Below are 22,405 nucleotides of genomic sequence, written 5' to 3' on the forward strand. Positions count from 1 at the left end.
GCCGTTTACTAAGCTGCATACTTATTCGTACAATAACTTATGTACTTGTCCCAGCACAGAACCAATGGGTTCTGTAATATGGAGATCGGCACGGTCATCATATGCTGTCGACGATGCATTTAAGAGAACCGTTCGTTCACCTCGGAAGTAGGTTACGAGATGTGCTGCCGGCTGAACGGTAAGAGAGGTTCCTCCAATCAGCAACAAATCAGCTGTCGCTATGGCATTAACTGTAGCCTCTATCACCTGGTCGTCCAAATTTTCCCCGTATAATACAACATCAGGTTTAACGATCCCCCCACAATTCGCACACTTTGGAACAACTTCTACACTTGCCATGATCTCTTCCAAACTATGAAATTGTCCGCACTCCATACAGAAATTCCGGTGAATTGAGCCATGAAGTTCAAGTACGTGTTGATTTCCTGCCATTCCATGCAATCCATCGATATTCTGTGTAACAATTGCTTTCAGTTTCCCGTCATTCTCCAGTTGTGCCAAGAATAGATGAGCCGCATTGGGTCTCGCTTCCGGATGAATCATTTTCGATTTATAGAAATCATAAAACACTTCGGGATGTCGGTTAAAAAAACGACGACTTAATATATCCTCAGGAGCGTACGGTGACTCCGTTTCCATTTTATATATCCCAGCTGCTGAGCGGAAATCAGGTATTCCACTCTCTGTTGAGATTCCCGCTCCACCAAAAAAAACGATGTTTCTACTCTCTTTTACCCATTCTGACAGTAGCTCAGTTTTAGAAGAAATCAACCCAATACTCCCCCTTTTATTAAGGCTCAGAATCAAAATCAGTGCTGCTTGTTATTTAATACATAAAATTAAGTTTCAACTACTATACTCCAGTAATCCTTAATTAAAATGTCTGCATCATGTAGATAGGATGCCCCATTTCCACCCGGTTCCAGACCAATCGTCATCATGACTCCCGCTTCCTTCCCCATGCTCATATCGACATTACTATCTCCAATGACTATGACATCTGCGGGGGATATTCCGAGTTCACTGCATGCTAGCGTCACCATTTCTGGATCCGGTTTTCCAAGATTCACACGATCACGCCCTACAAAGCTACCAAAATACGGAGCGAGCCCTACCCATTCCAAATGCTCTTGTGCTTCGCTTGTTCGATCTGAGGTGACTACACCCAATAAAATTCCTGCAGAGTGGCAAGACTTCAATAGTCCATCAATTCCTGCAATCGGCTTAGCCGGACGATGTTCCTTAACTTCAGCTAACGCATTAGCACTAAACTTGGCAACCAATTTCAACGCTTTATCCCAAGTAATACCGACCGAATATAACTGCCATGCTAGTAAAGCCGTAATTTCTTCTTCCGTACCCATCGCAAGGGGTCCAGTCCTGTCATAATCGACAACTCGTCCATTCACGTCATAGCTAATTCCTAACAATGTGGAGAGAGCCTCCAAGCGGCGGTTTACTATCCCTATGCTGCTCAAATAATCCTGTAATAAACCCATTAATGTCTCAGCCCATTGCCCCCATAGCTCCATGAAATCTAGTAAAGTTCCGTCCTTATCGAATAAAATGGCCTTACAGGGTATAGAGTAAGATTGAATTTTGAGCGTTGGCAACATAACACCTCCACAACTATTGAATTAACTACATTATGACATCTATCCTTAGTTCTATTGTAATGCTAAATGAGATCGTATGACAAAATACAGTAAGTTAAGCTCAATTCATCTAATTACTCTAATGATCATTGCTAGAAAAAGTAGATTACATATGATAGACTTTAAAAAAGACTTTAACGATCTAAAGCTACACAACAAAATATATATGGGGGGAATAATACCATGTCAGTCAAAAAAATGCGTTCAGATATGATCAAAAAAGGCTTTGACCGGGCACCTCACCGCAGTCTATTGCGGGCCGCAGGCGTAAAGGAGGAAGACTTCGGTAAACCTTTTATCGCGGTATGTAACTCCTATATTGATATAGTTCCTGGGCATGTGCATTTGCAGGAATTTGGTAAGATTGTTAAAGAAGCTATCCGTGAAGCCGGCGGTGTTCCATTTGAATTTAATACGATCGGTGTTGACGACGGCATTGCTATGGGACACATTGGAATGCGTTATTCACTACCGAGCCGGGAGATTATCGCTGATGCCTTGGAAACTGTTGTATCTGCCCACTGGTTTGATGGCATGGTCTGCATTCCAAACTGCGATAAAATCACTCCAGGTATGATGATGGGCGCACTTCGCGTCAACATTCCAACGATATTTGTCAGCGGTGGCCCAATGAAAGCTGGGGTAGATAGCAAAGGTAATCGTCTTTCATTAACTTCAGTCTTTGAAGGCGTTGGTGCGCACCAAGCTGGAAAAATCAATGACGCTGAACTGCTAGAGTTGGAGCAATACGGTTGTCCTACTTGTGGCTCATGCTCCGGTATGTTCACTGCAAATTCCATGAACTGCCTTGCAGAAGCTCTAGGCCTTGCTCTTCCAGGTAACGGAACAATTCTTGCCATAGCGGAAGAAAGACGCGACTTTGTAAGACAATCAGCTAAACAACTTATGGAACTTATCAAGATCGACCTCAAACCGCGTGATTTCGTGACAAAGGAATCCATTGATAACGCGTTTGCCTTGGATATGGCAATGGGTGGTTCAACGAACACGGTCCTCCACACGCTTGCATTAGCACAAGAAGCTGGAATTGACTATCCGTTAGAACGTATCAATGAAGTTGCTAACCGTGTACCGCATATTTCCAAGCTCGCTCCGGCTTCGAATTATTTCATCGAAGATGTTCACCGGGCTGGTGGTGTAAGTGCCGTACTGAACGAATTGCTTAAGAAACCAGGTGCCATTTACGGTGACTGCATGACGGTATCCGGTAAGACGATAGCCGAGAATGTTGCAGGATGTGAAATCCAGGATTTCAACGTAATCCATCCTATCGACAATCCTTATTCCGAAAGAGGCGGCCTAGCTATTCTCTACGGAAATCTTGCTCCTGAAGGCTCTGTTATCAAAGTCGGCGCTGTTGATCCTTCCGTTGGTGGATATCATAAAGGACCTGCCATCTGCTTCGATTCACAAGAAGAAGCACTCGAAGGAATTGCTAATGGAAAAGTAAAAGAAGGTAGCGTCGTTGTCATTCGTTACGAAGGACCTAAGGGTGGACCGGGCATGCCTGAAATGCTAGCACCTACTTCTCAAATCGTTGGTATGGGGCTCGGAGCTAAGGTCGGCTTAATCACAGACGGACGCTTCTCTGGAGCATCTAGAGGGATCAGTATTGGACATATTTCACCTGAAGCAGCAGAAGGTGGACCGATTGCTTTTGTTGAAGACGGGGACATTATCGAACTCGATTTGAATAATCGTATCATTCAACTTCATGTGGATGATGAAGAATTTAATAAACGTCAGGCAAATTGGAAGGGCTTCGAGCCAAAAGTAAAAACTGGTTATCTGGCTCGTTACTCCAAATTAGTTACTAATGCCAGCATGGGCGGTATCTTAAAGATTTAATCCGCAATAAGATAAAAGGGGCTATTTCACAAGTCAAACTCGTGAAATAGCCCCTTTTCTATTGCTTATTTCTTTATTTATAAGTCCAGAGTATATACATAAAGTTAAAGCTATGTCAGAGAAGTACTGAGGACAACTTCAGTTTCAGTTGCGTCTTCTGCTGATTGTAGATCCTTTTGTTGCTTCTGTTTCAAATGACGGTGAGAACCACCCTCCGAGTACCGTTCCAATAGAAGCTCAATCGGCATCACGAGCATTTTCGGAACTAGCTCTTTCGATGAAGATTGTTTCAGCCTAGCTCCCCCTTGTGGATGAATAACTTTCATCAAGAATTTCAGGTATATCGTAGTGGATTTCGCAAATAAACCTTTTGGCAGATCGGCCACCGTAAAGCCAAGTTGTTCCGTTCCACGATTAATCATCGTAACACCATAAAGTGCTTTGACATCATGAAGTTCAGGATGAGCCATGATATAACTTGCTAATTCAGGTAATGTCTTCTCCACTCCACGAATCATCCCAATTGCAACCTGGATTGAACTTCTCGAACGCATACCGATCTGGAACAATTTTTTGTTGTCGAAATGTAATTCTAACACTTGATCTCCGTGAACAAGTGGAATATCCCCCATCATTTTAACTGTATCCCCATGATATGGTCGTATCCGAAAATGAAATATCGGATCTTCTGAATTGGTTGTCTTTAGTCGGAATAGGAAATGGAATACTTTCTCCCAGAGAAACCACAATGAAACGATGCATTTCTTCATTGGAGATAAAGCGGGCTTTCCACGATGCACTGCATTCTCACCAGTTGAAGTTGAAGGAGCCGCATTACCTTTCTTCTTGAGGTTCTTCCCCATTGTGATCATCTCATCAATCCGGATACTTTGGAGTCCACGTGTTTGTGCTTCCTTAAGTACACGCTCAAGGGCTATAAGCATTTGCATAGGAGCATCCGTGTTAGCACCTAATGTAGCACCACAATCATGGAGCAAGAAAACCTCTCCGCCACCAAGCTTCTTCATCATCCGTTCAGTTAACCGATCCGCTCCGATTCTTTGACGCCAATCCCCAAACATTGCAGACCACAACACGATTTGAGTCTCATTTCTCTTCGCAAAGTCAAACAGATTAACTATACCCCAAGGTGGCCGATAGTAATGAGTTGTAACACCTGTGATGTCATGGATAATCTTTGTAGTTCTTTGAATCTGCTTCTTCACAGAAGCAGGCCACATTAACCAGTTCGTCTTATGAACATAATTATGAATGCCGATAAGGTGACCTTCTTCATGCATTCGCTTAACTAACTCAGGATATTTCTCTGCGTTAGAGCCAACGACAAAAAAAGTTGCCTTAGCGTCATACAACTTGAGCAAATCTAACAACTTTGGAGTATATACCGGATCTGGACCGTCATCAAAAGTCAGAGCAAAATGATCCTTACTTACTCCACGCCTGAAAACGCGAAAACCAAATAAACGTGTAATTAAGCCGGGTATAAAGGCATATAATGTTGAAATATAAAATAAACCCAGCAGCAAAGTCTCCATGTCGCTTTCCCCACTTTTCTATGATTCAATGACTTTGACATGCTCCTGTAACTTAGCATATCCTTTATTTTATCATACACGCACAATAATTAGCGCATTATTTTGGAAAAGAAACATGAAGTTTTGCTCAATATTTTATGTAAATTACTCAGGACTCCATTCACTTCTTAATATTTAGACTTGATTCCTCTGATGCCAGCAGATCCATAGTCCGCCGAAACAACGCTACTCCCTGATGTGGAGAGCCTAGAGGGCGATTCTGCACTAGTACGGCAACAGCATATCGTGGATTTTCGATAGGCCCATACCCAATAAACCATTGATTGTTTAATGATTTATCTCCTTTTACCACCTCAGCTGTGCCCGATTTACCTGCTAAATTCCAGCTAGCCCCCTGAAGAGAAGCCCCTGTGCCATCCGTTACCACCTCTCGCATCCATGAGAGCAACACTCCAGCGGTACGCTGTGATATTTGCCCATATGGTGACGTCATTGTCTGTACCGGAAAGTTAAACATAGACATGCCATCTTTGAAGTCAATTTCACTCACTAATCGGGGAGAAGTCACTTTTCCTCCGTGTAATAGTGTCACAACCAAATTAGCTGCCTGTAGAGGTGATACCATAACATCACGTTGACCTAGTGCCGTCTGTGCCAGAACACCGCCATCAACACTGGTATCTTTACTAAAGACAGTTCCCGCCTCTTCCTGATCAATTTGCCAGAAGCTCTCTCCATCCAAAAATGAGGTGTCATGCCACCCAATCTTTTGACCCAAGCCAAGTTTGGATGCCGTTAAGGTTATGCTTGATGCAGTAAGACGTTCTCCTAATGTAGCAAAAACAATATTACATGATTTAGCAAACCCCTCCTCTAATGTGATATCTCCATGTCCACCTTCCTTCCAACAAGATAGTCCGTATTTATCGTAATGTCCGGAACAATGAAATACTTCCTTAGGATTTGTAACCTTTTCTTCCAGTGCTGCAGCAGCTATAACCGTTTTAAAAATTGACCCTGGTACAGCTACTTTGACTGCATGATTACTCCAGTTTCCCCCTTGTAATTCAATATGCCGGGGATTATAAAATGGTCTAGAAACCATGGATACCACATCGCCTGAATTCGCATCTAGCACGACAATAGCACCCTCTTCCATGTTTGCCTCCTCTGTAAGTTTCTCAATTCCTTGCTGAATATGTTGATCAATCGTAGTTTTAATTTGCAGTGGATAATACCGACTATCTTTAGTCGTCACCCGAGTTCCGATTCCCGGTAGGGGGCGCCCTTGACCATCAACAGTAAAAGATGCTCGTGTCGATCCAATTCCACGTAAAAATTGATCAAATGTTCTTTCAAGTCCCGCAGCTCCAACTAACATGGTTAGCGGTAAAGATCGATTCTTCTTACTCCCGGCCTGCATTTTGCGAATAACATCTGGTCTTTGAGAGACGTATCCAAGCCATTGACTACCCGATGTTTCGTTACTATAACGTGAAACATACGGAAGCACTTCAAAGCCCTCCGCCTTTTCTAAGCTCCATTGTTCAGAGTCTAATTGGCTCAGTTGTAACGGAATTCCTTCCTCCTTATTCGATTCTGGCCAGATGTAGGGCTTCTTCAGTCCACTCCATTTCTGCTCTATTTGTTCTGTTGTAGTATGTAAAAGCTTAGCCATTCTCTGGAGTACAATATTCTCTGGGAGTTTATTTACAGGGAACAACACAGGCACCCAGATGACCTCACCTGTTAAGGAATGACCGTTTCGATCTACGAAATTTCCTCTTCCAGAGTCAAGCTCAATGCCCTCTTCGCGTTGGCGAACCGCCATTTCATTTATCGTTCTTCCCCCTGCTGTAATTTCCTTGAAGGCTGAACGAGATTGTATCCAGAGTATTCGGAGAGTGAACAAACCAAATACAGCTATAAAGATCATCAGAATATAGAATATGCGTTTTTTGCGTAGTAATGACATGCTATCCCTCCTCTTTATATTATTTCCGGGGATAAACAACTTCACACTCGGCTTATTTTTGAAAACAACAAAAAAAGTGGTCGTCCCTTTGAAAGGAACGACCACTTTACGACTCGTTAGCTTGAGTTTATTTATACAGAGAATTTAGACAACGATTCTTTAAGCTTACTAGACACATTCTCTAGCTTGCCAGATAGTTGAACCAATTGCTCACCAACAACTTGTTGTTCGTTACTGAGTGAGGCCACCTCTTGTGAAGTTGCCGAAGATTGTTCAGCTACAGCACTGACACTGCTCATGGCCTCTGACATTACACCTTGGCTATCATTCAATTCTTCGATTTCTATGGTTACAGCATCAAGATAATGCACAAAGCCATCCATTTTCTCCTGAACAGAAACAAATATTTGACTAGTTTCTTTCACTGAGGTGATTTGCTCTTGGAACAAAGGACTTGCCTCCGATAAGGCTTGAACTGTTTCGTCCATCTCTTGTCCGATTTTGTCTGTGATTTCACCTACCATTGTAATAGACCGTTTTGATTGATCCGCAAGCTGACGAATTTCATCGGCTACAACCATGAATCCTTTTCCAGCAGCTCCTGCACGAGCTGCTTCTATCGTAGCATTCAAAGATAAAATGTTAGTCTGTTGTGTTATCGCATGCATGACATCCAACACTTTCATAACGGAAGAAGTACTGGATTTCAGCGAATCGACCTTGGCTGTAAGTGCATTCACCATTTCTACCGTCGAGTTTGTCTTCTGGAGAAGAGTATTTAAATACTCTGTTCCCAGTTGACTTGACTGCTCGACCTCAGTAGCTGCAGCAGACATTTCTTTATTTGCAACAATAAAGCTCTCCATTTGGCGAGTGATATTGTCTGTCAATTCAGTACCTCGTTCAGCTTGGCTAGCCAAACTTGTTGCTCCACTTGCAATTTCTTCGGTCGCTACAGCGATTTCTTTGGCAGAGAGTGCTGTTTTGTTCGAAGCATCGGTTAATTCCGAAGCCGTAACCATTACATCCTGCGCCGACAGGTTGGTCTGTCTAACCAAAGTGGAAATCTGTTCCATCATCACGTTGAAACTGATAGCCAGTTGTCCGATTTCATCTTTAGATTTCATGTTGATCCGGACATTTAGATTGCCTCTGGAGCCCTCTTCCATCAAGTTCTTTAATTTGGCTAGCGGACGGGCTATCATGAATACCATCCAAATGCCAATGAGAATAGCAATCAATCCAACTACAGCAGCAGAGACATATGTAGTAATAAGTATACCTTGTGCATCCTTAGTTAATTGAGCAGTTGGAACCGCTCCCATCAGCTTCCATCCTGAGCTCGCCAATTGATTATAAACAGCCAAAACCGGGTCACCTTGAGCATCTTTAGTTCGTGTCCCACCAGAAGCTTCATTTCCAGCTTTACTAAGGTCAACTCCTGTTACTTCGCCTACATCGCCTTCCATTGAAGATGTTATGACAATATTATCTGGAGTCAATAATTGAATCGAGGAGCCTTTGCCTAAATCCATTTCGTTCAAGTAACTGGTCAGCACACTTTTTTTAACATCCGCAATCATGATATAACGGCTCATATTGTTTAAACTTTGAAACGATCTGGCCAATCTAACTACATCCGATTTTTGAGCTTCTCCTTGAATGTTAACCCACTTAGCTCTTGAAGTTTTTATTACTTCTTCAAACCAAGGCTCATCTCTAATCGAATCTACAAACGTTCGATCCACATTACCGGTAGTAATTGGGTCAATAGTTTTATCTTCACCCACCATATATACCGCGGCTATACTATCTGTTGTAAGAATCATTGAAGTCAATCGTTTTTGCATCTTATTGGATTGAACAAATCGATCATAATCCGATAAATTCGATAGCGAGGCTTCTCTTATCGCTGTTTGCATTTCATCATCAAGGAACACTTGTTGCAAGGTTGAATCATATTGATCAAGAATAATATCCAGTTTTTGTGAAGCCTGGACTACCGCCTGTAAATTCGACTTTTCCGCATTATTCTGTATTGTGTTCTTTGCCATCTGATAAGATAAAATACCTATAGCAAGCACAAAAAACATAATAGCAACGAAGAAAATCAAAAACAGACGCACACCCACAGATTTTGATGGACTAAACTGCTTGGGAAAATGATCCATAATCGATGATGTCTTTTGTTTCCAACCTCGAGGAATTGCCTTATCAGCTTGATCAGCAATTTTAACCTCTATCGTGTTGTTTTTGTCCTCTGTTTCGCGGTTCCCCTTCTCCTTCTTTGGAATCAATTTCACGTTGATCACCCACCACTCTTAGTAATTATTTCACATAAAAATAGGTTCTAGGCCGTACTTAAATCGACATTATTTAACTGCTAATATAGAATATTCGACCTATGTTAACATTCTCCTCTATAATATCGGTAAACTTCGCGAATGATTAAAGATTAAATAAAAAAAACACATAAAAACAAAAAAAAGGGCCTTTTGACCTAGTAAAAGCGCCAAAAAAGCCCTAGTTTGTTATCTGAGCATTAATTCTTTTTACGCATCATGTCAAAATATGCCACTGGGTGATCAACCTTGATCTTAATCCGTTGCAGAGGATGACGTGCCGCATCCAATTCATTACCAGCTTCATCCCAAATCTTATCGACTGTTTGCTTGAAGAAGGTGTTTCCTGGTCCGAAAAATTCAACTTCTTGTCCAGGTTTAAAATGGTTTCGTTGCTGAATAACAGCTATGCCAGTTTCTTCATCATACTCAAGTACTAGTCCTGCAAAATCATAGGGTACAGCCTTTTCTTCTGGTTCATATATGTGATCCTCATGATCAGGTGTATCATAGAAGAATCCTGTATTAAGCGGACGATTTGCCGCCTTGTTAATTTCTTCCACCCACTCCGGTTTTAAAACATAGTTCTCCGGATCAGCCATATAGGCATCGATCGCTTTGCGATAAACATTCACGACAGTCGCAACATAATGAATCGATTTCATTCTTCCTTCGATTTTGAAGCTGTCTATGCCCACATCAATCAAATCAGGAATATGGCCGATCATACATAGATCCTTGGATCCCATCGTAAAAGCATTATCCTGCTCTTCAAACAATGGCAACGCAGTTACGCCAACTTTAAATTGCGCAGAATCTCTAGCTTCTTCTGCATCTTCTGCCGAGATCCAATTTTCCTCAGCTTGAGAACGTCCATCCTCAAACAGATCGTATTTCCAACGACAAGATTGGCAACAGCCACCTCGGTTAGAATCACGGTCCGTAAAATGATTGGACAATACACAACGTCCAGAATAGGAAGAACACATAGCACCATGAATAAATGCTTCAATTTCAATATCTACATTCTGTTTGATCTCGTTGATTTCTTCCAAACTAGTCTCCCGACCCAATACAACTCTCGGTAGACCCTCTTCCTTCCAGAACTTAACGGTCTGCCAGTTTATCGTTGATTGTTGAGTGCTAAGATGAACCTCTAGTTCTGGCACTGTACGACGTGCAGTATCGATAATAACTGGATCGGCAGCAATGATTGCGGAAATTCCTGCATCGTATAAATTCCGCAAGTATTCTTCAATTCCCTCAATATCTTCGTTATGCGCATAAATATTTGTGGCTACAAAAACCTTAGCCCCATATCGCTTCGCGAACTCAACCCCTTCGCGCATTTCTTCAAAACTGAAATTATCCGCATTGGAACGAAGGCCGTATTTCTGTCCACCGATATACACGGCGTCTGCCCCATAATGAATAGCGAATTTTAACTTTTCAAGATTACCTGCCGGAGCAAGTAGCTCTGGCTTCGCCAAACGATAACGGCTACCGTTATACTTCGGAATATGTTTCTGCGCTGTTTGCATCTTCGTTCACCTCTTTAATTAATAAACTTGTTCTTTATAATAAAATCCAAAGGATAGCTCGCGTTCAGGGTCCTGCATCTGCCGCACTTCATCTAACCAAGATTCGTTAAACTCATATTCCTCTAGATCGCTGAAATAAGTGTCGATTGCTGTTCGATAAGCTTTAATAACCGCCGCATTATATTCCGGTGATTTGAGTAAAGTCTCAATCTTAAAGCTATCTACGCCAGATTCCATGAGTAAATGTAAATCCTCCAAAATGCAAACATCATCAGAACTCATAATATGGGTTCCATTGCTGTCCTCATAAATTGGAAACTTCTCATCCTGACGTTCTGCTTCAATTAGAAAAAGTCCACGCTCTCTACCTAAATCATCATTTTCCTTAAGCGGACGTCCCTGATGTGTCATGTAACTGTGTACCAGACGACGTTTGGAATGATAAATATTCGTCATGCCATGAACCTGCACTTCTGATTGAATCTGAAGATTTGGAGACATCCCTGTAATCTCATCCATGTTCAGTTCGCGTGCGAGTACTACTCTTGAAGCTCCCTTAGTGCCCCAATAATTTGCAGTCGAATAATTCGTAGATGTCATTTCAGCATTCCAATGGGCTTCGATCTGTGGAGCAATCTCCCTTAGTAATTTCAATACGGCCGGATCACCAAATTGGACCCCATCTACACCACAATCAGCGAGGCCCTTCACGTAATCAGGAAGCTTGGGTAGCAATTTGTTATCTACCAGGTTATTGATACTTACATATACCTTCGCCTCTCGGCCATGTGCATAATCAACCGCTTTGGCAATTTCAGCAAGGGTGAAATCTCCGGGTAATCTCATTGCGAATTGCTCTTCACCAATTAGAACTGCATTAGCTCCAGATTCTAGATACAATTTCACTTCTGCCAAAGAACCTGCTGGGGCTAGAAGTTCCGTTTTGTTACTCATAAATATACACCTCTGTCATTTAGCCATAGCCTTACTTTTCTCGATGTTCTTCAAATGTTCCTTATATGTCTTGGCAAATAGATGTTCACCACTGCCATCTTTCTTCGTTACATAGAATAGATACTCGGAAGACTCCGGTTCAAGCGCTGCCTCGATCGATTTGAGACTAGGTGCAGCGATTGGTCCAGGTGGTAAACCCAAATAAAGATAGGTATTATATGGACTGTCCACTTTTCTTAAGTCGGAGTTAAGAAGCCGCTCCTTCGGTTTACCGAGCAAATACTGTACCGTAGCATCAATTTCTAGCTTCATATTACCTGTAGCCAGACGATTATAAATAACTCCTGCTACAACTTTCCGTTCAGAATCAACAACAACTTCACGTTCCACTAATGAAGCTAGCGTCATAAGTTCATTCAGGGTTAATCCCCGCTGCTTCAGTTTCTCCTGAAATTGTGGGATTTGATTTAGTCGTTTATCCATTTCATCTAACATACGCTGCACAATATCTGACTCAGTACTTCCTTTTACAAGCTCATAAGTCTCAGGAAAAAGATAGCCTTCAAGACGATATGTCAGCTTCGGGTCATTCGGAATTTCTGGCAATAATGCACTATTCAAATCAGAAGGGCTCTTTGCCAATTGCAAAAAAGCATCCTTATCGACAATTCCCTCTTCAGCTAACTTGTCCGCCATTTGGGCCACCGTAAACCCTTCAGGAATCGTAAACTTGATCATCTCTGCCTTTACAACATCACCACTGTTAAGCTTTTCAATAATTTGGTCATACGTTATCCCGGGTTGCATCTCATATACTCCGGCTTGAAAACGTGTTCCTTCGGATTTCAATTTCAAATAAGATACGAATAGAAAGGAATTTTTTATAAGTCCCTGCTCCTCCAGCAAATCAGCTATGCCACTCGTTCCTACTCCAGGCTCAATTGTAAATTTCACAAGCTGCTCTGATGTCTTAACTGGTTGCATTTGTTGATAGACGTAAGCTCCAGCAGCACCAACTCCCACCACAATAACCAGAACTATCGTCAATAGCCATTTCCATATCTTCTTCAATATTTCAACCCCTTTGCAGCCAAAAAGGGCGGTTGTCCCGCCCCTCCCAGATTCATCTATAATACTCTTCGAGAATTTTTCCTGAATTATTCCGGGAAAGTTAGTTCATCGTACAATTCAGATACGTTCTCCCATTCATCATCATCATCAATCGTAACCAGCTCTAAAGTTCCTTCTAGAGAGGTTAAAATTCTGAAAATCTCAGGACCTTGAACTTCAGAGCGGTTCTCCGAAATAAGAACGGCGTAGGAATTCCCCGCCACATCGAATTCCTTCTCAATCGTATAGTACGAAATTTGTCCCTGCTCATCCGATAGCTCAACAACAGGACCAAAAGAATCATGTACTCGCGAAGTCCAAATTACTTTGTCTGCCGAGAAATCAGTCATGATCTTCCTCCCCGTCGAACTCATCGATCAAGGTATTGAACGTCTCTTCAACGATCGCCCACTCTTCATCGCTGTCGATCGTGTACAACTTCAGATCATCGCCATCTTCCTCGTAACGGAATGCGTATACCTCTTCGCTATCCTCATCAACCTCATCAGCTTCAAGAGGAACGACCATCATATACTTGGCGTCCGAACCGTCAACTTCGAATTTCATAATAACTTCGAATTCTTCTTCATTGCCCTCATCATCGGGGATATAAATAATTTCCGGTTCTTCTTCATTGCCGATACGATCTTTAGACATGTGCGATCACCCTCACTTTTTACTCTTAGAGTCCATATAATTTTGTAAAATCAAGACCGCGGCAATTTTGTCCACGACCCCTTTACGCTTCTTCCGACTGACATCAGCTTCAATTAATGTTCGCTGAGCAGATACTGTTGTCAGACGTTCGTCCCACAGATGAACCGGTAACTTCAATCTAGTTCGCAGTTCCTCTGCAAAAGCCATACATATTTCCCCACGAGGACCGATGGTACCATTCATATTCTTAGGTAAACCAACAACGAGTTCTTCAACAGCGTATTGTTCCACTAGATTGGCAATACGCTCTAGTTCAGCACCTTCCCTTAAGCGATCAATAACCTCAACGCCTTGGGCGGTCCAACCTAAGTCATCGCTAACGGCCACACCAATTCTCCGGTCCCCATAGTCTAAACCCATTATTTTCATGTTGCTCTCCTAACGGTGACCGGCCATATAGAATCTTACCAGTTCCTCGATCAGCTCGTCACGCTCTTTCTTACGGACCAGGCTTCTCGCATTGTTGTGACGCGGAATATACGCCGGGTCACCTGATAATAAATAACCGACAATCTGGTTAACAGGGTGGTAATCTTTCTCCTGTAATGCCCCATATACCGTAAGAAGAATTTCCTGCGCTGACGCTTCCTGTTCATCACCTTTGACGTTAAACTTGACCGTCTTATCCATGGAGTCCATGAAGACACCTCGCTTCTTGAGACATACACCTTCTTGGTCGCAGTTAATTTCCTCTTAACCTACCCATACTATATCATATCTAGAGTTCGATAAGGAAATTTTCAGTTAATTTGCGGCCCTATATATGGAATTAAATACATCAATTTTGTGAAGAAATCCATTGTTCTGCCAGTTTAAGGGCATCTGCAAGCTTACTTGCGTCCTTACCGCCAGCTTGAGCCATATCCGGACGACCACCGCCGCCACCGCCACATACTGCTGCTACTTCTTTAACCAATTTACCGGCATGAATACCACGTTTAACTTCCTCCCCCGGTACGGCGACAACAAAGTTCACTTTGTCCTCAGCAGTTGCTCCGAGTACTAGCACTGCATCAGGAAGTTTAACTTTAAGTTCATCAGCAAGACTCCGTAGAGCCTCCATGCTATTAGCTTGAACCTGTGCCGCAAGCAACTTAGTATTGCCAACATTAACTACCTGGCTAGTTAATTCACCAGCTTCAATGACACTAAGCTTGCTTTGCAGAGACTCATTCTCCCGTCCCAAATCCTTCAACTGCTGATAGAGAGCTTCAATCCGCTTAGGAACATCATTCACATTGGACTTAAGCAATGCAGCTGATTGTTTGAGTGTCTCAAGTTGACCATCCATATACTGATAAGCACCACGGCCGGTAACTGCTTCAATCCGGCGGACACCAGAGCCTATCCCGCTCTCGCTAACCAGTTTGAACAATCCAATTTCGGATGTATTGCTAACATGGCATCCACCGCATAATTCCAAACTGTAGCCGCCAACTTGAACAACGCGTACAACGTCACCGTACTTTTCACCAAACAGAGCCATCGCACCCATTGCTTTCGCTTCGTCGATTGGTTTGTGCTCAATAATTACATCTAATGCATTCCATATCTGCTCATTCACACGGTGCTCAATCTCTGTGAGTTCTTCAGTAGAAATGCTACCAAGGTGTGAGAAGTCAAAACGAAGTCGCTGCGGGTCTACCAAAGAACCAGCCTGATTCACATGCTCTCCTAATGTTTCTTTGAGCGCTTTATGAAGCAAATGTGTCGCTGTATGGTTTTTCACAATACTTCCGCGAAGTTCCCGATTTACTTGAGCCGTTACTTCAGTATCTACACGCAATTCACCAGAAGTCATTGTCACTTGATGAACATGTTGACCATGTGGTGCTTTGAACATCCCTTCTACCTTCGCACTGCCTAATTCACTGGTAATTGTACCTTGATCGCTGACTTGACCACCACTTTCTGCATAGAAAGGAGTTGTCTCCAGTATAACTTGTCCAGTTTCTCCGGCGGATAAAACATCCTTGAAAGTATCATCCACTACAATCGCTAGAATTTTTGTAGTTACATCAAGCTCATTATAACCAATGAATTCTGTTTTAGTCGTATAATCAGACAGAACCCCACCCTGGATTGCCATACTTGCACCTTTATGGCCAGCAGCACGTGCACGTTCACGTTGCTCCTCCATAGCTGCTTCAAAACCTTCCCGGTCTACCGTCATTCCATGCTCTAACGCAAAGTCTTCACTTAGGTCGAGCGGGAATCCATAGGTATCGTACAACTTGAATGTCTCAGCACCCGTAAGGACCGTGCGACCTTCTGCTTTGGCATCTGCACTGATCTGAGCTAGAATCGCTAATCCATCACTCAACGTTTCGTGGAAACGCTCTTCTTCCGTATGAATAACTTTCTCGATAAATTCACGCTTTGTAACGATGTCCGTGTAGTAGCTGCCCATAATTTCGCCAACTGTTTCTACCAATTCATACATAAATGGCTTGCTTAGACCAAGTACCTTACCATAACGAACAGCACGGCGGAGCAATCGACGAATAACGTAACCCCGTCCTTCGTTTGATGGCAATACACCATCAGCAACCGCGAAAGCAACCGTACGTACGTGATCCGCGATGACTTTCAATGCCACATCTACTTCTTCGCTTGTCCCATATTTCACACCAGCGATTTGAGCAGTTTTAGTGATGATCGGTTGGAATAAATCCGTATCAAAGTTAGAATTCACATCTTGCAGAATGGATGCAAAACGTTCTAGACCCGCGCCCGTATCGATATTCTTACTAGGAAGTGGAGTGAAGCTACCATCTTTATTATGATTAAATTGGGAGAATACTACATTCCATACTTCCAGGAAGCGTTCATTTTCCCCACCTGTATAACACTCTGGATCGGAGAGATCACCATAGGCATCTCCACGGTCATAGAATATTTCTGTACATGGTCCACATGGTCCTTCACCGATATCCCAGAAATTCTCCTCTAGCTTCACGATCCGCTCAGCCGGTAGACCAATCTTCTCGTTCCACAACTTGTACGCTTCTTCATCCTCAGGATATACCGTTACGGATAGACGCTCTGGATCAAAGCCGATCCATTCAGGTGACGTTAGAAACTCCCATGCCCAAGTAATTGCATCTTCTTTGAAATAATCACCGATGGAGAAGTTACCCAACATTTCAAAAAAAGTATGATGACGACGCGTTTTTCCCACGTTCTCGATATCATTTGTACGTATGCATTTCTGAGAATTAGTGAGCCTTGGATTATCAGGTTTTACCCGGCCATCAAAATAAGCTTTCAGCGGAGCCATACCCGCATTGATCCATAGCAAAGAGGGATCGTTATGCGGAACGAGCGATGCACTCGGCTCGATTTTGTGCCCTTTGCTGGCGAAGAACTGCAACCATTTTGAGCGTATTTCACTTGATTTCATATAAGTTCCCCCTAGGTTTTTATGTGTTCGGCGCTAATAATGCTACCTCTATATAAAAGCACCGAAAAATAGAAAAAACGCCCCTGATCACAGGGACGATTAACTCGCGGTACCACCCTGGTTATCGCTCCTTCATCATTCTATTTAGAATGAGATGGACGATCGCCTTGTCCGGTTCGGTAACGGGAACCATCCGGTGAATTTGGACTCACACTCCGAAATTAGCTTTCCGCCCGGTCGATCATGGGGTCCTTTCAGCCAACGCGAATACTATTAGAATGCAGTAGATGCATTTCTTATTCGCGAAGGGACACCTTCTCTGGAAAAATCAAACGTGGACGTACTTCATTTCATCACAGATTTACAACTATAGACAAATTAATTTAAGTATATAAGGCGAGTTTCCCGCTGTCAATGCGCTCCTACACCGTTTTACGCCGAACATAGTATGCATAGAAATGCTGGATGACCACTTTGCCAACGGCGAAAAAAGGAACCGCCAGAATAAGTCCCACAATACCTGCAATTTCACCACCCATAAGCAATGCGAAAATAATGAGCATGGGATGAAGATTGAGACTTTTTCCCACCACCTGCGGGGAAATGATATTACTTTCTACAAATTGGCAAATTGTATTTACAAGAGCAACGAGCAGCACCATTTTCCAAGAAATCGTAGTAGCCATGATCAGCCCAGGTGCTGCACCAAGAAACGGTCCTAAATATGGAATGATGTTGCATAACGCAACAAATCCCGCCAACAGTAAGGCAAACTGCATACCAATAATCATATAGCCGATATAGGCAAGCACACCAATAATTACACAGACGAGGAGTTGACCGCGCACATAGTTCCCTAATGCTTCATCGATTTCCTTCAGTAACGTCACAATAGATTTCCGATGTGTACGTGGTAAATATTGAAATATGAGACGTTCAAATGCTTCAAAGTCTTTAAGCATATAGAAAATCAAAAATGGAATGATAAACGCATCGAATACAACCCCAATCGTTGTTCCGATATTATCCAGAAAACTGGTTATTCCACCTGCAAGCCGATGTTCGAATTGATAGAACCAATTATTCATTCCCATCCGAATGCTACCCGGAAGTGCACTATTGTCAAAGCGGTTCAGCACTTGTTGGGTATGTATTGTCAACTCGGGCAAATGTTCTCCCAGCTCTTCAAGCTGCTCGATAAACATGGGGATCACATTCATAAGAATGACCGACAAGCTAACTAGAAATACGGCATAAATAAGCAATACAGCAATCGTTCGCGGTACTTTCCGTCCAACCAGCATGCGAACGACCGGGTTCAGCACATAGGAAATAATCATCGCAATCACAAATGGAGCAAAAATCGCCTTCAGAAATCCATAGACCAGCCCCAACATGGGTCGAATTAACCAAACAAAATAAAGAATAACTAATCCGAGCAGCAGCCAAATTCCATAGCGGAACAGCTTACTTTTATAAATGGGTTCCACAAGGTATCCCTCCTTAGGGGTCAACTGGCTATGGATAAGTATGTGTAGGGAGGGAGAAAATTATTTTAGTTCATCGAGTTTCGTGTTACGAAAATTATACATGGACAGAAAATACCTCCAGTCCCCTTTTAACCAGGCTGGAGGTATGCTTGTGTAACGGTGTACTTCACTTAAGAAATTCAATTCATACAATCTAATAAATCATCATAATATCTATAAATCACATAGTAGCAGCAATAGAGAAACTTACCGTTTTATCTTCATTATTAATTAATACATTGATTGTATCTGTTCCAAGTTTGATTTGCTTAGAAGCTAGTGGACGCCCTGCCTCAACTTCGACACAAACAGCATCAAACCATCTATGAAATGCGATCGCATTATTCCCGAAAATCTCATTACAGAACATTTCGATAGGTTCTTTGTTCCGTGCTAGCGTCCCTTCACGAAGCTGAACCGTGATACCGTAGGTATTGTAAGTTGGGTCAAGCCATAATGCCACTTCTTCTTTGGCCTTTGATTGCAGGACTGCTGTACGCTCTGCGGTATCCTTGTATAATCGCAAAGTAGTATCTAACATATCAAAATTAGTACCTCGTAATTTACCAGCTTCCAGCATCATATCATATGCATTCCACATTCTTTGGTCAGGGAATACAACGACTTTTTGTCCTCCACCTATTGTGGGAACATACCGTTGCAGACTACCAACTACAGGCTTAACGCTAATACGCTTCGTCTTATCAGTCAGACGATTCAAAATAACAAGTGATTCTGCCCTTGTTACATATTGACCCACACCAAATTTGCCGTTGGGGTATCCTTCCATGATCCCTTTAACCAATGCTTCAGACATGAATTTTTGTTGACGCTCGGAAGCACTAGTCAAATCACCATAAGCTTGGGCCACAGAATGACTAAAAGCCTCATCTTCCAAAAACTCAGTTTCTTGCAACACGTAAAATAACACCTCGGCCACATTTTCCCGAGTCATATTAGCCTGGAAATCCTCATAGCGATTCTTGTTCAGGAAATGGAGATCACTTGCCACATCAACATATGGCCTAGCCCAGTATCCTGTTTGAGCTGGTTTGAAATCGAAATACCGATAATCTTGCTTCAATATACTTTGATTCTCAACGCTCAATGAATCCAAAAAAGACTGGCGCCAGCTCCGTCCCTGATTCGAATGTTGGTCGCTGTACGACAAAATGAGCATTTTAATGAATTGATCAACGGTTACCGGTTCATTGGAACGGAAGGTTCCATCGGGGAACCCATCAAGTATACCTTGTTCAACCATACTCTCAATCGTGGTTTTTGCCCAATGCTGACTAATATCGCTAAATACTGGGGCTTTTGCCCCTTGAGCCTCCGGCGAAAGGCCGGTAAATATAGCCCCTCCAAGTAGAACGACACATAGATAACAAAATATAGAACGTTTCAACCCTATTCCTCCTCTTAGACTAATTGATCAAGCCAGCTTCATGTCTTTATCTTCATAATGTTAATATGTAATTGTGCAAAAAAAGAAAAAGCAGGACAATCAATAGATAACCATACTTCTAAAGGCTTGTGAATAGGCCGATTGACCGCAACACATCGCGCCATTGCCATGAGTAAAATAGCCTATTACTAATCTTGACTTAAGACTCTTTCACTAATGAAAACACATGACATAACAACTACAAATTATCGCTCTTCTTCAAGAAATGCCCTATTGAATCCAATGTTTAACGTAAGAAAAGCCTCTCTTCCAATGAGGAAGAAAGGCTTATAGCGACCTATGTATAAGGTCGAATCCTATGAAGATGCGTGCATTTGCGGGAAGTCTTGCGGGATTTCCTCGCCAAAAAATAAATCATCCAAGGAGCTTAGTGTTCCGTCTTCTTCTACTTGATAGACGGACATTTTCTCACCATTTACTGTTAGTTCAATAAAGCACCCCCAGCAATAAAACTGATGGGAACCTATCTTACCAATATCCTTGGAGTTGCAGTTTGGACATTTCATCATATAATTATCACCTATCCATTAACAGAATTCATGGGCTTCTCAAGCATTTGCTCACTGAGAGGGGGTACCATGATTACATTTTCCCCTTTTGTCATACCTGATGTGTAAGGTAGCATTTTACGACCTTCCATCAGATCAGAGAAAAAACCGTCACTGATTTCAATCCCTGTAATTGTGTTGCCCAATTCATGGTTAAAATAAACATCGGTGACGTGTCCTATCATGATTCCATCCGTAGTAAGTACGGAAAGTTCCTTCAACTTCCCGTTTCCAGACAAAAAAGTAAGTTGTATGTTCTCGGCTTCCAGTTTATGGACAGCCTGTTGATTACGAATCATCACAGCGTCTTCGCCGTAAGCGACAATATCATTCCAGAGCACCGCTTTGACACTGGAGGAGAACAGGGTCTTGCCCTCCAGTAGAATGCCCGTTATGGACCAATTCTCATTTAACATCATATCGAGGACTTTCCCAACCTGTTTGCCGCCTTCAACATCAAATACGGCTAAACCAATCATCTCCTGCAATCTCATCAAGGTGGGTCCCTCCTCATGGGCTGGTATTTCTAGATAAAACTAAACCATCCTCCCTTCGTAGTAGTAAATAAACAAACGCCCAGTTATCTTCTTTTACGAATTCGCTCTAGGATGGTTCCAATTTTTTGGGCTGTATACTCTATTTCTTCACTAGTATTACCCAAACCGAAACTAAATCGAATCGCCGATTTCAAAATATTTTGTGGCAAATTCATTGCTTCTAACACGTGAGATGGCTCAAGCGAACCGGAAGTACATGCCGAGCCACTTGCTACCGCAATTCCTTCCATGTCGAGATTCATTAACATGGTTTCTGTATCGCATTCAGGAAAACTAATATTCACGATATGAGTAAGCTGATTTTGTGAAGCTCCGTTCACATGAAAATACTCACTCCCTACACTTTTCTCCAAAGAATCGAGCAAGGTTCTACGTAAGAGCTCATCTTGTTGCTGTCTTTCAGGTATATTGGCTACAATCAATTCTACTGCCTTGGTGAACCCGGCAATCCCCGCTAGATTTTCTGTCCCCGCACGGCGTTTTCGTTCTTGCAATCCACCGTATAGAACCGGTTCGATATTTAGATCTTTGTGAATATATAAAGCCCCTATTCCTTGAGGGCCATTTATTTTATGGGCAGAAAAACTCATTAAATCAACCGGAAGCTTTGCACAGGAAATCGGAAGAGAGCCAAGCGTCTGCACGGCATCAACATGACAGATAATGCCCCGTTCGCGAGTAATAGAACCAATCTCTTCAATAGGTTGAATCGTTCCTACCTCATTGTTTCCATACATAACACTAACCAGGATCGTGTCCTGGCGGATTGCTTCTAGCACTTGTTCTGGATGAACCCTACCATATCGATCAACGGGTAAGTATGTCACTTCATACCCCTGTTTCTCTAATTGTTGACATGCATGTAATACCGCATGATGTTCAATAGCTGTCGTAATAATATGTCTACCTTGATCAGCTCTTGCTGCTACCGTACCAAAAATCGCTAGATTGTCGCTTTCCGTCCCCCCACTTGTGAAGACAAGCTCGTCTGAACGGCACCCCAGTGCCATCGAAAGCTTATCACGTGATCCATTAACTAATCTTTTGGCATCTCGACCAAAGGAATGGACACTTGAGGCGTTGCCGAATTGATCCCGCATAACCGACAGCATCGTTTCAGCAACTTCTGGATGGATGGGTGTCGAAGCGGCATGGTCCAAATATATTCTTCTCATCAGTAT

General features: G+C 42.6%; 19 protein-coding genes. 1 reads left to right on the forward strand and 18 read right to left on the reverse strand.

From position 1 onward, the window contains the following. Window positions 1-21 precede the first annotated feature (21 nt). Both IEW05_RS15875 and IEW05_RS15880 read right to left on the reverse strand, forming a co-directional pair. On the reverse strand, window positions 22-771 hold the full coding sequence (locus IEW05_RS15875; RefSeq protein ID WP_188540492.1) for an NAD-dependent protein deacylase: 750 nt from the start codon (window positions 769-771) through the stop codon (window positions 22-24). A 68-nt stretch (window positions 772-839) separates the two neighbouring features. Next, window positions 840-1,613, reverse strand: coding sequence for an HAD family hydrolase (locus tag IEW05_RS15880; RefSeq protein WP_229753397.1), 774 nt, complete (start codon window positions 1,611-1,613; stop codon window positions 840-842). A gap of 225 nt (window positions 1,614-1,838) precedes the next feature. Here IEW05_RS15880 and ilvD point away from each other — a divergent pair, with 225 nt between their 5' ends. Beyond that, entirely contained in the window at window positions 1,839-3,524 is a 1,686-nt protein-coding gene (ilvD, locus tag IEW05_RS15885; RefSeq protein ID WP_188540496.1) for a dihydroxy-acid dehydratase, read from the forward strand. A 110-nt stretch (window positions 3,525-3,634) separates the two neighbouring features. On the opposite strand, the gene IEW05_RS15890 is transcribed toward ilvD, so the two are convergent. The 16 genes from IEW05_RS15890 to IEW05_RS15965 form a co-directional block, all read right to left on the reverse strand. Continuing rightward, entirely contained in the window at window positions 3,635-5,080 is a 1,446-nt protein-coding gene (locus IEW05_RS15890; RefSeq protein ID WP_188540498.1) for a polysaccharide deacetylase family protein, read from the reverse strand. A gap of 160 nt (window positions 5,081-5,240) precedes the next feature. Further along, window positions 5,241-7,055, reverse strand: a complete 1,815-nt coding sequence (locus tag IEW05_RS15895) for a peptidoglycan D,D-transpeptidase FtsI family protein (RefSeq protein ID WP_188540500.1) — start codon at window positions 7,053-7,055, stop codon at window positions 5,241-5,243. A gap of 131 nt (window positions 7,056-7,186) precedes the next feature. Continuing rightward, on the reverse strand, window positions 7,187-9,358 hold the full coding sequence (locus IEW05_RS15900; protein WP_229753398.1) for a methyl-accepting chemotaxis protein: 2,172 nt from the start codon (window positions 9,356-9,358) through the stop codon (window positions 7,187-7,189). A 239-nt stretch (window positions 9,359-9,597) separates the two neighbouring features. After that, window positions 9,598-10,938, reverse strand: coding sequence for a peptidase U32 family protein (locus IEW05_RS15905; RefSeq protein ID WP_188540502.1), 1,341 nt, complete (start codon window positions 10,936-10,938; stop codon window positions 9,598-9,600). Between the two features lie 18 nt (window positions 10,939-10,956). Then, window positions 10,957-11,892 (reverse strand): peptidase U32 family protein, encoded by a 936-nt coding sequence (locus IEW05_RS15910; protein WP_188540504.1) that lies wholly within the window; start codon window positions 11,890-11,892, stop codon window positions 10,957-10,959. A 15-nt stretch (window positions 11,893-11,907) separates the two neighbouring features. After that, entirely contained in the window at window positions 11,908-12,963 is a 1,056-nt protein-coding gene (gene mltG / locus IEW05_RS15915; RefSeq protein ID WP_188540506.1) for an endolytic transglycosylase MltG, read from the reverse strand. Window positions 12,964-13,049: 86 nt separating this feature from the next. Further along, on the reverse strand, window positions 13,050-13,352 hold the full coding sequence (locus tag IEW05_RS15920) for a DUF1292 domain-containing protein (RefSeq protein WP_188540508.1): 303 nt from the start codon (window positions 13,350-13,352) through the stop codon (window positions 13,050-13,052). Continuing rightward, window positions 13,345-13,659 (reverse strand): DUF1292 domain-containing protein, encoded by a 315-nt coding sequence (locus IEW05_RS15925; protein WP_188540510.1) that lies wholly within the window; start codon window positions 13,657-13,659, stop codon window positions 13,345-13,347. The genes IEW05_RS15920 and IEW05_RS15925 overlap by 8 nt, the downstream gene beginning before the upstream one ends. Before the next feature lie 12 nt (window positions 13,660-13,671). Further along, window positions 13,672-14,088: a Holliday junction resolvase RuvX gene (gene ruvX, locus IEW05_RS15930; protein ID WP_188540512.1), complete on the reverse strand. Its 417-nt coding sequence runs from the start codon at window positions 14,086-14,088 to the stop codon at window positions 13,672-13,674. A 9-nt stretch (window positions 14,089-14,097) separates the two neighbouring features. Further along, window positions 14,098-14,358 carry an IreB family regulatory phosphoprotein gene (locus IEW05_RS15935; RefSeq protein ID WP_127193925.1) on the reverse strand — a complete coding sequence of 87 codons (261 nt, stop codon included), beginning with the start codon at window positions 14,356-14,358 and terminating at the stop codon, window positions 14,098-14,100. Window positions 14,359-14,497: 139 nt separating this feature from the next. Beyond that, window positions 14,498-17,122, reverse strand: a complete 2,625-nt coding sequence (gene alaS, locus IEW05_RS15940) for an alanine--tRNA ligase (protein WP_188540514.1) — start codon at window positions 17,120-17,122, stop codon at window positions 14,498-14,500. Window positions 17,123-17,544: 422 nt separating this feature from the next. Continuing rightward, on the reverse strand, window positions 17,545-18,612 hold the full coding sequence (locus IEW05_RS15945; RefSeq protein ID WP_188540516.1) for an AI-2E family transporter: 1,068 nt from the start codon (window positions 18,610-18,612) through the stop codon (window positions 17,545-17,547). 220 nt (window positions 18,613-18,832) lie between these two features. After that, a complete protein-coding gene (locus IEW05_RS15950; RefSeq protein WP_188540518.1) occupies window positions 18,833-20,059 on the reverse strand; it encodes an S-layer homology domain-containing protein in 1,227 nt (408 codons plus the stop codon). Between the two features lie 356 nt (window positions 20,060-20,415). Further along, entirely contained in the window at window positions 20,416-20,625 is a 210-nt protein-coding gene (locus IEW05_RS15955) for a YrzR-like zinc ribbon domain (RefSeq protein WP_188540904.1), read from the reverse strand. Window positions 20,626-20,639: 14 nt separating this feature from the next. Continuing rightward, window positions 20,640-21,161 (reverse strand): PRC-barrel domain-containing protein, encoded by a 522-nt coding sequence (locus IEW05_RS15960; protein WP_188540905.1) that lies wholly within the window; start codon window positions 21,159-21,161, stop codon window positions 20,640-20,642. Between the two features lie 86 nt (window positions 21,162-21,247). Next, complete coding sequence (locus tag IEW05_RS15965) at window positions 21,248-22,399, reverse strand: cysteine desulfurase family protein (protein WP_188540520.1); 1,152 nt, start codon at window positions 22,397-22,399, stop codon at window positions 21,248-21,250. Window positions 22,400-22,405 lie beyond the last annotated feature (6 nt).

This window comes from Paenibacillus segetis, from assembly GCF_014639155.1.
Taxonomy (GTDB): domain Bacteria; phylum Bacillota; class Bacilli; order Paenibacillales; family Paenibacillaceae; genus Fontibacillus; species Fontibacillus segetis.